The organism is Pseudomonas fluorescens (assembly GCF_041354075.1).
Lineage (GTDB): Bacteria > Pseudomonadota > Gammaproteobacteria > Pseudomonadales > Pseudomonadaceae > Aquipseudomonas > Aquipseudomonas fluorescens_CE.
The window spans coordinates 95,489-108,968 of record NZ_JARZGC010000017.1 but is presented as its reverse complement, the minus strand read 5'-3'; the positions used below and the strand labels follow the sequence as shown (position 1 = coordinate 108,968).

The window sequence follows — 13,480 nt, the reverse complement described above, 5'->3', positions numbered from 1 at the left end:
TTTGCGCAACCAGTACAATCGCCGCTTTTCCCGCCAGGCATGGACGCATTCAGTCGGGTCGTTTCGAGAAAACCCATGCTCATCGGTAGCTATTCCCCTTCGCTGGTTGTCATCTCGCTATTCGTGGCGATTCTCGCCTCCTATACGGCGCTCGACCTGACTGGGCGCATTGCCACGGCCAAGGGTCGGGCGGTGCACTTCTGGACGGCTGGCGGCGCCTTTGCGATGGGGATTGGCGTGTGGTCGATGCACTTCATCGGCATGCTGGCGTTCGATCTGCCGATCGAGCTTGGCTACGACATCACGTTGACGGGCCTGTCACTGCTGACCGCCATCCTGTCCAGTGGTTTTGCGCTATGGCTGGTCAGCCAGCCACGATTGCCGCTCTGGCAACTGGGCTTCGGTGCCCTGGTGATGGGGGCCGGCATCAGCGCGATGCACTACACGGGCATGGCCGCGATGCGCATGCAGCCTGGCATCGATTACGACCCCACGTTGTTCGCCGCGTCCCTGCTCATCGCCGTCGGTGCATCGGGTGCGGCGTTGTGGATCGCCTTCCGCCTGCGCAGGCACACGCCCTATGTCAGCCTGATCCGTGGCGGCGCGGCCATCGTCATGGGCGTTGCCATTGTCGGCATGCATTACACGGCCATGGCGGCGGCGCAGTTTCCCGACGGCAGTTTCTGTGGCGCGGCCACCAGCGGCCTGAGTGGCAAGGGCCTGGACGGACTGGTGCTGGTGACCACGCTGGCGGTGTTGAGCATCGCGCTGCTCACCTCGATTCTCGATGCGCGCCTGGAGGCTCGTACCGCCGACCTGGCGCATTCGTTGACCGAGGCCAACCGCGAACTGACCCAATTGGCCCTGCACGACACCCTGACCGGGCTGCCCAACCGCATCTTGCTGGCCGATCGCATCGATCAGGCCATGTCCAGGGTGGCGGAGCAGGGTGGCTGTTTTGCCTTGATGTTCATCGATCTGGACGGGTTCAAACCGGTCAACGATGCGTTCGGGCACCACATGGGCGATCTGTTATTGCGTGAAGTGGCGTTGCGTCTGCGCGAGGACTTGCGCAGCCAGGACACCCTGGCGCGCATTGGCGGCGATGAGTTCGTCTTGCTGGTGCAGTTGGTGAGTGAGCATGACGCCCTGAGTCTCGCCGAGCGCCAGGTCGGGCTGGTCGGGCGCTCGTTCCGCGTCGCCGAACATGACTTGCAGATATCCGCCAGTGTCGGCATCGCCCTTTATCCGGGCAATGGCCACAGCGCCGAGGAATTGCTGATGAACGCCGATGCGGCGATGTATCACGCCAAGGGGGCGGGGAAGAACGGATACAGCTTCTTCGATGCCTCGATGAACAGCAACGCGCGCAAACAACTGCAATTATTGCAGGAACTGCGCAACGCACTGGATCAGCAGCAGTTCAGGCTGCATTACCAGCCCAAATTCGATGCCAGCAACGGCCGCGCCGTCGGCGCCGAGGCTTTGTTGCGTTGGGAACACCCGACCCACGGCCTGTTGTTGCCCGACAAGTTCATCGATCTGGCAGAGAAGACCGGACTGATCATTCCGATCGGCGACTGGGTGCTCAACGAAGCCTGTCGGCAGATGCGCGAGTGGTTTGTGCTCGGCTACACCCATTGGCGTATCGCCGTGAACCTGTCCGCGCTGCAGTTCTGCCACGCAGGGCTGGTTCAGAGCGTGGCCAGGGCCCTGGCCACGCACCATCTGCCAGCCAACTGTCTGACCCTGGAAATCACCGAAACCACGGCCATGAGCGACGCCGATGCCAGCATGACGGTGCTCAACGAGCTGTCGCAGATGGGCGTCGATCTGTCCATCGACGACTTTGGCACCGGCTATTCAAGCCTGATGTACCTCAAGCGCCTGCCGGCCAACGAGCTGAAGATCGACCGCGGGTTTGTCCGTGACCTGGAGCGCGACAGCGACGATGCGGCCATCGTTTCGGCGATTGTCGCGCTGGGTCAGGCGCTGGGCCTGCGAATCGTCGCCGAAGGGGTGGAAACCGACGTGCAACAGGATTTCCTGACGCAGCTCGGTTGCGACTCGCTGCAAGGCTACCTGCTGGGACATCCGCTGCCGGCGGAGCGGTTCCTGTCGGACATTGTCCAGGCGGAGCGGCTGACGGCAGGCTGAAAATGCCGGCCAGGGTCATCGTCCGTCTGCGCGCAAGCTGCCACAGCTCATGCAAAACCGGCCAATGGCGGTTATTCTTGGCCCCGACTGCATACGCTTGAACGGGGAAACGCTCGCATGGACAAAGTCATTGTCATCACCGGCGGCAGCCGCGGTATCGGTGCCGCCACGGCACAACTGGCCGCCGAACAGGGCTATCGGGTCTGCATCAACTACCAGTCCGATGAAGAGGCGGCGCATCGCGTGCTGGAGCAAGTCCGCGCTCTTGGCGCCCAGGCCATTGCGGTACGTGCCGATGTCAGCAACGAAGACGAAGTGATTGCCCTGTTCAACCGGGTCGACGCCGAGCTGGGCCGGGTCACGGCATTGGTCAACAATGCGGGCACTGTGGGGCAAAAGTCCCGGGTCGACGAAATGTCCGAGTTCCGCATCCTCAGAACCCTCAAGACCAACGTCCTTGCGCCGATCCTCTGCGCCAAGCACGCCATCCTGCGCATGTCGCCCAAGCACGGCGGGCAGGGCGGCAGCATCGTCAACGTCTCCTCGGTCGCCGCGCGCCTGGGGTCGCCGAACGAGTACGTGGATTACGCCGCGTCCAAAGGCGCACTCGACACCTTCACCCTGGGCCTGTCCAAGGAGGTGGCGGGCGAAGGTATTCGCGTCAACGCCGTGCGCCCTGGCTACATCTACACCGACTTCCACGCGCTCAGCGGCGATCCGGATCGGGTCAGCAAGCTGGAGTCGGCGATCCCGATGGCACGCGGCGGCCGGCCGGATGAAGTGGCGGAGGCGATTGTGTGGCTGTTGTCGGACAAGGCTTCCTACGCGACGGGGACGTTTGTGGATTTGGGGGGCGGGCGTTAGTCCCAGGATTGCCTGTGTTTGTCCTGGGGTTATCGCGAGCAGGCTCGCTCCCACCGTTGACTCTGGATGTTCTGCAGAGTGGGAGCGAGCCTGCTCGCGATGAACGCAAACCTCAAAACGACCGCACAATCCGCCCCAACGTCTCCATCGCCTTTTCCGCCGCCTCGTTCCACGGGCTGCCGTAATTCAGGCGAATACAGTTCCTGAACCGCTGGGCCGGAGAAAAGATCGGTCCTGGCGCAATGCTGATGCCCTGCGCCAGCGCCATCTGGAACAGCTTCAACGAATCCATCTGCGGCGGCAGCTCAAGCCAAAGGAAGTAACCGCCCGCCGGCTGGCTGACCCGGGTTTCTGCCGGAAAGTACCGGACTATCGCCGCCAGCATCGCGCTCTGTTGTTCTTCAAGCGCATAACGCAACTTGCGCAGATGGCGGTCATAGCCGCCGTGTTGCAGGTAGTCGGCGATCGCCGCCTGGGCCGGCATCGACGCGCACAGCGAGGTCATGAGTTTCAGCCGTTCGATTTTCTGCGCATAACGTCCCGCTGCCACCCAACCCACTCGATAACCGGGTGCCAGGCTCTTGGCGAACGAACCGCAGTGCATCACCAGCCCTTCGGTGTCGAAGGCCTTGGCCGGTTTTGGCGCTTGCTGGCCATAATAGAGCTCGGCGTACACATCGTCTTCGATCAACGGCACCTGATGCTGGCGCAGCAGTTCCACCAGCTCCTGTTTCTTCGCCTCGGGCATGGTCGAGCCCATCGGGTTCTGGAAGCTGGTCATGCACCAGCAGGCCTTGATCGGGTGGCGTTCCAGGGTTTGCGCGAGTACGCCGAGGTCGATGCCGTCACGCGGGTGCACGGGGATTTCCACGGCTTTGAGTTTCAACCGCTCCAGAATCTGCAGGCAGGCGTAGAACGCCGGGGCTTCGATGGCCACCAGGTCGCCCGGCTCGGTCACGGCCTGCAGGCACAGGTTCAGCGCTTCCAGGGCGCCGTTGGTGATCAGCAACTCTTCCATGGGCAGCATCAGGCCGCCGACCATGTAACGCAGGGCGATCTGGCGCCGCAGTTGCGGGTTGCCCGGCGACATGTCGGTGACCACCATGCGCGGGTCCATGTCCCGGGTCGCGCTGGCCAGCGAACGCGACAGCCGTTGCAGGGGGAACAGGGTCGGGCTGGGGAATGCCGAGCCGAAGGGCACGGTGGTCGGGTCCTTGATCGAGTCGAGGACCGAAAACACCAGTTCGCTGACGTCGACTTCGGTGGACTCGTTGACCTGGCTGCTGATCACCGGTTCGGAAAACGGGCTTGGCGCATGGGTGTTGACGAAGTAACCGGAGCGCGGGCGGGCGCGGATCAGACCGCGGCGCTCCAGCAGGTAGTAGGCCTGGAACACCGTGGACGGGCTGACGCCGTAGGTCTGGCTGGCATAACGCACCGAGGGTACGCGCTGGCCGGGCCCCAGGACACCGGAGCGGATCAGTTCGGCAATGTCATCGGCGAATTTTTCGTAGCGTTTCATCAAAGGCCCGTCTGGGTGGCATGCAAGATAATCCGGGTGACTTCTTCGCGGGCAAGCCCGCTCCCACAAGGATCGCCTTGAGGAAGCGGGTCTGCTCGCGATAGAGCGCACCGCAGTCTAAGGGATCAGCGATTCATCGGCGCAACAAACCTGCTTTTGGCCACGCTGTAGATCTCGGGCTCGTCGCTGTCGATAATTTTGAAACTCAAGGTTTGCGAACTGCTGGCGGCGCGTTCCGTGGTCATCGCCACCGACACCGGTACATCGACAATCTCCCCGGCAGCCAGGCTCAGCTCGGTCCTGCCTTGCAGCTGGAAGCCGTCGCCATCGACCAGGCTCAGTTGGTAGTCCTGACGTTGCTGGGTCTTGTTGATCACCTTGAGGCTGTAGATGTTCTCGATCTGCCCCTGACCGTTCTCGCGGAACAGGCCACGGTCCTTGGTCACGTCCAGCGACACCATCGGCCGTTCGACCAGCGCCAGGACCAGCGCGCCGATCATCGCCACCAGCACCAGGGTGTAGCCGATCAGGCGTGGGCGCAGCAGGTGCGTCTTGCCGCCCTGCAGTTCCTGTTCGGAGGTGTAGCGGATCAGGCCGCGCGGGTAGTTCATCTTGTCCATGATCGAATCACAGGCGTCGATGCAGGCGGCGCAACCGATGCATTCCATCTGCAAGCCATCGCGGATGTCGATGCCGGTGGGGCAGACCTGCACGCAGAGCTGGCAATCGATGCAGTCGCCAAGGCCCACTTCGGCCGGTTTGACCTCGCGTTTGCGCGGGCCCCGGTTTTCGCCACGGGCCACGTCGTAGGAAATGGCCAGGGTGTCCTTGTCGAACATCACACTCTGGAATCGTGCGTAGGGGCACATGTGGATGCACACCGCTTCGCGCAACCAGCCCGCATTGAGGTAGGTGGCGCCGGTGAAGAACAGCACCCAGAACAGGCTGACGCCGCCGATCTGCAAGGTCAGCAGTTCTTCGGCCAGCGGGCGGATCGGGGTGAAGTAGCCGACGAAGGTCAGCCCGGTCATCAGGCTGATCGCCAGCCAGGCCGTGTGTTTGGCCGAGCGACGGAGCAGTTTGTTCAGGCCCCAGGGCGCCGCCTTCAGCTTGATCCGCTGGTTGCGCTCGCCTTCGATGACTTTCTCGCACCACATGAAGACCCAGGTCCAGGAACTCTGGGGGCAGGTATAGCCGCACCACACGCGACCGGCAAACACGGTGATTGCGAACAGGCCGAATGCGGCAATGATCAGCAAACCCGACAACAGGATGAAGTCCTGTGGCCAGAACGTTGCGCCGAAGATGTGGAACTTGCTTTCGGAAAGGTCCCAGAGGACGGCCTGGCGATCGCCCCAGTTCAGCCAGACCGTGCCGAAGAACAGCAGGTACAAGAAGCCGGCCCCGAGCAGGCGCAGATTGCGGAACCTGCCGGTGAAACTGCGGGTGTGGACCAGGGTGTCGGTGGACTTGGCCTTCATCTTTGGACGCAAAGGCTCGAAGGTTTCTACGGTTCGGACGGGGATTAGTTCGCTCATGGTCTTTCGCTCATCAGCCTCCATCAGGCCGGGTCACTATGAGCGACGAACTGTTTGCATAACAGACTCAGGTATTTCAATAAAAAGCGGATCAGATGCAAGCGGTACGGTTGCCTGCGACAACTTGAAGCACCGGGTTTATCGCCGTGCGGGCGCGTATATCAGCGGCCCGCAGGCTGTGTTGATGCGCGTCAGTCAAATCACCGAATCACTGTCCGTCGCCTTCAAGTGCCGACGGCCGTCGACCGCACCTGCTACGGTCAATGCATCCGCTTCTGCTTCGGTGATGTAGATGCGCTGGCCATTGATATCGACGGCCGACATTGATTTTTCGCCGTCAGTGATGATTTCCACATCAGGGCAGAGGCGAATTTCCTCGCCGTTTTCGGTGGTGAAGAAACAGGTCTGGTTTTCGATGCGCACAGTCATGGCTCTGTCCTTTTTTCTGCGGGGTTGTAGGGCGTTAGGGCACACCGGCCGGCCTTCGTTCTGTGCAACTGATTAATGGTCGGTGTGGTCCATCCTCTATCTATCAATCACAAGGATTGCGTCATGGATGCCTGGTGGCATGAGGTATGGGTGACCCTGCAAGCGGAATTCGCCGACATCGGCGATGCCGCGCAACTGACACGGATTACCGTCAGATTACTGATAGCCGCACTGCTGGGCGCCATCCTCGGTTTTGAGCGCGAGCACAAGGGCAAGGCGGCCGGGGTGCGCACGCACATGCTGGTGGCGCTGGGCGCGGCGCTGTTCGTGCTGGTGCCGCAGACGGCGGGCGCCCAGGCAGACGCCATGAGTCGGGTGGTACAGGGCGTGATCGCCGGTATCGGCTTTTTGGGCGCCGGCACCATCCTGAAAAACCACGAAGGCGACGAAGGTCATGTCAAGGGCCTGACCACCGCTGCGGGCCTGTGGATGACCGCCGCGATTGGCGTCTCGGCCGGGTTGGGCCGGGAGGCGACGGCGGTGTTCAGTACGCTGCTGGCGTTGGCGGTGTTCAGTGTGATGCCGAGGATTGTGGCGATGTTCGATAAGGACAAGGAGGGTTCGTAGGGTTGTCGGGAATATGGGAGCGAGCCTGCTCGCGATGGTCGTGAACGATGACCTTGGGCTCCTGATGCCCCGCGGCGCCCTCAGATTGTTCGCGAGCATGCTCGCTCCTACAGGTTTCGGGGGGCAACTCGTTCCTGGCGAAGTCGATGTTCTGGCTTTGCTCGTTGTCGTGCTGGAGTGAGGTCTTCGCCCGGGTTTCTCGTTGGGGCAGGAAAAACAGCAATTCGAAATTGAATAGTTTCACGATAGGGCCAGCCGCTGAGTGATTCCCGCACGGACGTGATTTCGGCTGACGGAGAGCCACTATGAAAAAACAGCCCCTATGAAAAACAGGCGGGGCAGCCGGGTAAAGCGGCAGGCGGAGGAGGATTTTCAATACAGGAGGGGGACTACAGACTCGTCGGATTCTTCGTGCATTTTGTGCGTGAGATCGTTCCCGGCCTTCGCCGGGGAACGATCATCAAGGGGACATCACTCGGGCGCCACGATCACCGGCGGCATGGTTGACGGGGGTTCTTCCCTCGGTGGCGGGGTGGACCCGGGCGGTTCTTTTTCCGGGATCGGCGCGGGGTCGGTCGGCGGAATGGTCGGGGCGTCGATGTTCGGGTCGGGCGTTTCAGCCGGGATTGGAATACTCATGATGACTACCTCCGGTGGCACATGGCGTAAGTCGTGCTTAAGTAGTTTGCGTACTCAAATGGGTTGACTGCGGCGCAGCGGATTTGATTCCCGCTAATTGACCTGAACTTTTATCCGCGCCTGTCGCTCGGAACCTAAGTGTGTTCATTCCGGGGCCGTTGCTTGTGCGCGAGCGGTGGCCCTGCACCAGAGCGTCCATGGGGCGTACAGGAGAGAGGCTCGATGACTGCCGAAACACCGACTGAGCTGAACTACAACGCTCATATCCCACTGTCGCAGGCGTTGCTGCTGCCGCGCATCGCGATCGAGAACACCATGCCGACCCTCGACGGCGGGCAATTTGCCGTCAAGGCCGTGGCGGGGCAGGAAGTGGTGGTCACCAGCAAGGTGTTCGCCGACGGCCACGACAAACTGGCGGTGCAGGTGCGCTGGCAGGCCGAGGGCGAAGAGACGTGGCAACGCGAATCCATGACCGACCTGGGCAACAACGGCTGGCGGGGCAGCTTTCGGGTCAGGAGCCAGGGCCGCCATGTGTTCTGCATCGAGGCCTGGGTCGACCAGTTCGCCAGCTTCTGCTACGAGCTGGAAAAGAAGCATGCGGCCGGAGTGCCGGTGAGTCTTGAGCTGCAGGAAGGCCGGCAGTTGATCCAGCACGCCGCCGAGCGCTCCGACGGACCACTCAGTGAAGCGCTGGCGGCGCTGCACCATGAACTGGCAGCACTGCTCGAAATGGAGCAGGTGGCGCTGTTTCTGCAACCGCGCAGCGCCGACCTGATGGCCCAGGCCGATCACCGCGCTTATTTGAGCTTCAGTCCCGAGTATCCGCTGGACGTCGAGCGCGAACTTGCCGAGTTCGCCAGTTGGTATGAGTTGTTTCCCCGCTCGATCACCGACGACCCCGCCCGTCATGGCACCTTCAATGATGTGCATTCACGGCTGCCGATGATCCAGGACATGGGCTTCGATGTGCTGTACTTCCCGCCGATCCACCCGATCGGCCGCAGTTTCCGTAAAGGTCCGAACAATTCGCTGACCGCCGGCCCGGATGATCCGGGCAGCCCGTATGCCATCGGCAGCCCCGACGGCGGTCACGAGGCCATACACCCGCAACTGGGCAGCCGTGAGGACTTCCGTCGCCTGGTGGAAGCGGCCGCCGCCCATGGGCTGGAAATCGCCCTCGATTTCGCCATCCAGTGCTCCCAGGATCACCCGTGGCTGCAGCAGCACCCGGGCTGGTTCAACTGGCGCCCGGACGGCACGATTAAATACGCCGAGAACCCGCCGAAAAAGTACCAGGACATCGTCAACGTCGACTTCTATGCCGCCGACGCGATCCCCAGCCTCTGGATCGAATTGCGCGACATCGTAGCGGGATGGGTCGAGGAGGGCGTGAAGATCTTTCGTGTCGACAATCCTCACACCAAGCCGCTGCCGTTCTGGCAATGGCTGATCGCTGACGTGCGGGCGCTGCACCCAGAAGTCATTTTCCTCGCCGAAGCTTTCACTACGCCCGCAATGATGGCGCGCCTGGGGAAGGTTGGTTATTCCCAGAGCTACACCTATTTCACCTGGCGCAACACCAAGCATGAGTTGGCGACCTATTTCGCCGAGCTCAACCAGTCACCTTGGCGCGAGTGCTACCGGCCGAACTTCTTCGTCAATACGCCGGACATCAATCCGGCCTTCCTGCATGAATCGGGGCGCGCCGGCTTCCTGATTCGCGCAGCGCTGGCGACCATGGGCTCCGGGCTCTGGGGCATGTACTCGGGGTTTGAACTCTGCGAGTCGGCGCCTGTACCGGGGAAGGAGGAATACCTCGACTCCGAGAAATACGAGATTCGCCCACGGGATTTCACTGCGCCGGGCAACATCATCGCCGAGATCGCCCAGCTCAACCGCATCCGCCGGCAGAACCCGGCGCTGCATACGCATCTGGGGCTGACGATCTACAACGCCTGGAACGACAACATCCTGTATTTCGGCAAGCGCAGTGCCGATGGCAGCAACTTCATTCTCGTGGCCGTCAGCCTCGATCCGCATAACGTCCAGGAGGCGAATTTCGAATTGCCGCTGTGGGAGATGGGCCTGCCTGACGACGCCAGCACCCAGGGTGAAGACCTGATGAACGGCCATCGCTGGACGTGGCATGGCAAGTACCAGTTCATGCGGATCGATCCGGCGCACCAGCCGTTCGGGATTTGGCGGATCACTACTTGAAGCGCTGAAGGCCCCTGTAGGAGCGGGCTTGCCCGCGATGGCGGCAGGACAGTCAATCAAGTGGTCACTGCAAGATCGCCATCGCAGGCAAGCCCGCTCCTAAAGGGACGCAAGCGGTTTTCTCGAATTCATCAGGAGTTCCACATGGCGAAGAAACCCAAGGCAGCCACCTTCATCAAGGACCCGCTCTGGTACAAGGACGCGGTGATCTATCAGGTCCACGTCAAATCGTTTTTCGACTCCAACAACGACGGCATCGGCGATTTTCCCGGCCTGATCGACAAGCTCGATTACATCGCCGACCTCGGCGTCAACACCATCTGGCTGCTGCCTTTCTACCCTTCACCGCGCCGCGACGACGGCTACGACATTGCCGAATACCGAGGCGTGCACCCTGATTACGGCACCCTGGCCGATGCCCGGCGGTTCATTGCCGAGGCGCACAAACGGGGCCTGCGGGTCATTACCGAGCTGGTCATCAACCACACGTCCGACCAGCATCCGTGGTTCCAGCGCGCACGCAAGGCCAAGCCGGGCTCGGCGGCGCGGGATTTCTACGTGTGGTCCGACGACGATGGCAAGTACGATGGCACGCGGATCATTTTTCTCGATACCGAGAAATCCAACTGGACCTGGGACCCGGTGGCCGGCCAGTACTTCTGGCACCGTTTCTACTCGCACCAGCCGGACCTGAATTTCGACAACCCGCAGGTGATGAAGGCCGTGCTGGCGGTGATGCGCTACTGGCTGGACATGGGCATCGATGGCCTGCGGCTGGACGCGATTCCTTATCTCATCGAGCGTGATGGCACCAACAACGAAAACCTGCCCGAGACCCACGACGTCCTCAAGCAGATCCGCGCCGAGATCGATGCCAATTATCCCGACCGCATGCTGCTCGCCGAGGCCAACCAGTGGCCGGAAGACACCCAACTGTATTTCGGCGACACGGACAAGTCCGGCGCCAATGGCGACGAATGCCACATGGCGTTTCACTTCCCGCTGATGCCGCGCATGTACATGGCGCTGGCCCAGGAAGACCGTTTCCCGATTACCGATATTCTGCGCCAGACCCCGGAAATCCCGGCCAACTGTCAGTGGGCGATCTTCCTGCGCAACCACGATGAACTGACCCTGGAGATGGTGACCGACAAGGAGCGCGACTACCTGTGGAACTACTACGCGGCGGACCGCCGCGCGCGGATCAACCTGGGCATTCGTCGTCGCCTCGCGCCGTTGATGGAGCGCGACCGGCGCCGCATCGAACTGCTCAACAGCCTGCTGCTGTCGATGCCGGGTACGCCGACCCTGTATTACGGCGACGAGATCGGCATGGGCGACAACATCTACCTGGGCGACCGCGATGGCGTGCGCACACCGATGCAATGGTCCATCGACCGTAACGGCGGCTTCTCCCGTGCCGACCCGGCGAGCCTGGTACTGCCGCCGATCATGGACCCGCAGTACGGGTACCTGTCGGTGAATGTCGAAACCCAGGCGGGCGATCCGCATTCGCTGTTGAACTGGACCCGGCGCATGCTTGCCGTGCGCAAACAGTCCAAGGCCTTCGGGCGCGGCACGCTGAAGATGCTGTCGCCGAGCAACCGGCGGATCCTGGCCTACACCCGTGAATTCACCGGGGACGATGGCCGGCACGAAATCATTCTGTGCGTGGCCAACGTATCCCGCAGCGCCCAGGCAGCGGAGCTGGACCTCTCGGCCTATGTCGGCATGGTGCCGGTAGAGATGCTCGGCGGTAATGCGTTCCCGCCGATCGGCCAACTCAACTTCCTCCTGACCCTGGCGCCCTATGGCTTCTATTGGTTCGGACTCGCTGTGGAGAATCAAATGCCCGCCTGGCACGTAGAACCGGCCCAGAGCCTGCCGGATTTCACCACCCTGGTGCTGAAAAAACGCATGGAAGAGTTGCTCGAAGCACCGTCGCGCGACACCCTCGAACAGGCCATCCTGCCCGACTGGTTACAGAACCGACGCTGGTTTGCCGGCAAGGACGCGGCCATCGAGCGTATCCATCTGGCCTATGGGGTGCGTTTCGGTGATGCACAGCACCCGGTGCTCTTGAGTGAAATCGAAGTCACCAGTGGCGGCCAGACCAGCCGCTACCAGTTGCCGTTCGGTTTCATCGCCGATGACCAGGTCGGCCCGGCCTTGCCCCAGCAATTGGCGCTGTCTCGCGTGCGGCGCGGCCCTCAAGTCGGCCTGATCACCGATGCGTTCGCCCTGGAAGACTTCATTCGCAAGGTCCTGCAAGGCATGCAGAACCACAGCGTGCTGACCTCCGACGGCGGCGAAATCCGGTTCGAGCCGACGCCCGAGTTGGCCAGGCTGGGGCTGACGGATGAATCCGAGGTGCGCTACCTGTCCGCCGAGCAATCGAACAGTTCCGTGGTGATCGGCAACAGTCTGGTGCTCAAGCTGATCCGCAAGGTCGCCTCGGGTGTGCACCCTGAGCTTGAGATGAGCGCCTACCTGACCCAGGCCGGCTTCGCCAACATCTCTCCGCTGCTGGGTTCGGTGGTACGTCGCGATGCGCAGGGCGAGGACAACCTGCTGATGATCGCCCAGGGCTACTTGAGCAATCAGGGCGACGCCTGGGAGTGGACGCAGAACAATCTGGAAAGGGCGTTGCGCGACGAGCTCGCCGGTGCCATGTCCGAGCAGGAGCAGCATTACAACGCGCTCGGCGAACTTCGGGACTTTGCCGGCATGCTCGGCCAGCGGTTGGGCGAAATGCACCAGGTGCTGGCCGCGTCCACCGATAACGCGGATTTCGCGCCACAGACCACCACGCAAAAAGAGGCCGTGGCATCGGCCAAGGATGTGGCGGCGCAAGTGGAGCACGCGCTCAAGTTGCTCAAGCAGCATCAAGATGAACTGAACCCTGCGGACCAAACGCTTGTCAGTCATCTGCTGGACAACAGGAAGACCGTTCTCGCCCATGTCCAGGACCTGGGCAGGAAGGCGGCGGGTGGTTTGCGCATCCGTGTGCACGGCGACCTGCACCTGGGGCAAGTGCTGGTGATCAAGGGTGATGCCTACCTGATCGACTTCGAAGGCGAACCGGCGCGGCCGTTGGCCGAGCGACGCGGCAAGCACAGTCCGTACAAGGATGTGAGCGGTGTCCTGCGTTCCTTCGACTATGCGGCGGCGATGGCGATCAACGTGCACAACGTCGACAACACCGACGAAGCCCAGGTTGCACGGCAGCGAGTGACGCAGCGCTACCTGGTTGAAGCGAAACAGGCATTTATCGACGCTTATCGGCTGGCGGCAGCTAGTCTTGGTCATGCATGGCAAGATCCGGAAGGCGAGAACGCCGCGCTGGCGTTGTTCGGTCTGGAAAAGGCGGCATACGAGGTGGCATACGAGGCCGAAAACCGGCCCACCTGGCTGCCCGTGCCGTTGCACGGTTTATATGGATTATTGAGTGGGCTTGAACCCTTTTCCGATCTTGGTGGAGAGTAGT

General features: G+C 61.9%; 9 protein-coding genes. 5 read left to right on the top strand and 4 right to left on the bottom strand.

Going from position 1 to position 13,480, the window contains the following annotated elements:
* Positions 1 to 75: 75 nt before the first annotated feature.
* On the top strand, positions 76 to 2,157 hold the full coding sequence (locus tag QIW53_RS20115; RefSeq protein WP_371051381.1) for a putative bifunctional diguanylate cyclase/phosphodiesterase: 2,082 nt from the start codon (positions 76 to 78) through the stop codon (positions 2,155 to 2,157).
* A gap of 117 nt (positions 2,158 to 2,274) precedes the next feature.
* Entirely contained in the window at positions 2,275 to 3,021 is a 747-nt protein-coding gene (locus tag QIW53_RS20110) for an SDR family oxidoreductase (protein WP_371051380.1), read from the top strand.
* Positions 3,022 to 3,133: 112 nt separating this feature from the next.
* Here QIW53_RS20110 and mapR read toward each other — a convergent pair whose 3' ends face one another.
* The 3 genes from mapR to QIW53_RS20095 all read right to left on the bottom strand — a co-directional run bounded on the left by mapR (position 3,134) and on the right by QIW53_RS20095 (position 6,510).
* Positions 3,134 to 4,543 carry a GntR family transcriptional regulator MpaR gene (mapR, locus tag QIW53_RS20105; RefSeq protein WP_371051379.1) on the bottom strand — a complete coding sequence of 470 codons (1,410 nt, stop codon included), beginning with the start codon at positions 4,541 to 4,543 and terminating at the stop codon, positions 3,134 to 3,136.
* A 125-nt stretch (positions 4,544 to 4,668) separates the two neighbouring features.
* Positions 4,669 to 6,081 (bottom strand): cytochrome c oxidase accessory protein CcoG, encoded by a 1,413-nt coding sequence (ccoG, locus tag QIW53_RS20100; protein WP_371051378.1) that lies wholly within the window; start codon positions 6,079 to 6,081, stop codon positions 4,669 to 4,671.
* Positions 6,082 to 6,276: 195 nt separating this feature from the next.
* A complete protein-coding gene (locus QIW53_RS20095) occupies positions 6,277 to 6,510 on the bottom strand; it encodes a DUF3203 family protein (protein WP_371051377.1) in 234 nt (77 codons plus the stop codon).
* 123 nt (positions 6,511 to 6,633) lie between these two features.
* Between QIW53_RS20095 and QIW53_RS20090 the strand changes: the two genes are divergently transcribed.
* Complete coding sequence (locus tag QIW53_RS20090; RefSeq protein ID WP_371051376.1) at positions 6,634 to 7,137, top strand: MgtC/SapB family protein; 504 nt, start codon at positions 6,634 to 6,636, stop codon at positions 7,135 to 7,137.
* Between the two features lie 471 nt (positions 7,138 to 7,608).
* On the opposite strand, the gene QIW53_RS20085 is transcribed toward QIW53_RS20090, so the two are convergent.
* Positions 7,609 to 7,776, bottom strand: a complete 168-nt coding sequence (locus tag QIW53_RS20085) for a hypothetical protein (RefSeq protein WP_371051375.1) — start codon at positions 7,774 to 7,776, stop codon at positions 7,609 to 7,611.
* 222 nt (positions 7,777 to 7,998) lie between these two features.
* On the opposite strand from QIW53_RS20085, the gene QIW53_RS20080 reads away from it, so the two are divergent.
* Together QIW53_RS20080 and treS are read left to right on the top strand one after the other, a co-directional pair.
* Positions 7,999 to 9,993: an alpha-1,4-glucan--maltose-1-phosphate maltosyltransferase gene (locus tag QIW53_RS20080; protein ID WP_371051374.1), complete on the top strand. Its 1,995-nt coding sequence runs from the start codon at positions 7,999 to 8,001 to the stop codon at positions 9,991 to 9,993.
* Between the two features lie 144 nt (positions 9,994 to 10,137).
* Positions 10,138 to 13,479 (top strand): maltose alpha-D-glucosyltransferase, encoded by a 3,342-nt coding sequence (treS, locus tag QIW53_RS20075; protein ID WP_371051373.1) that lies wholly within the window; start codon positions 10,138 to 10,140, stop codon positions 13,477 to 13,479.
* The last annotated feature ends 1 nt before the right edge of the window (position 13,480 follow it).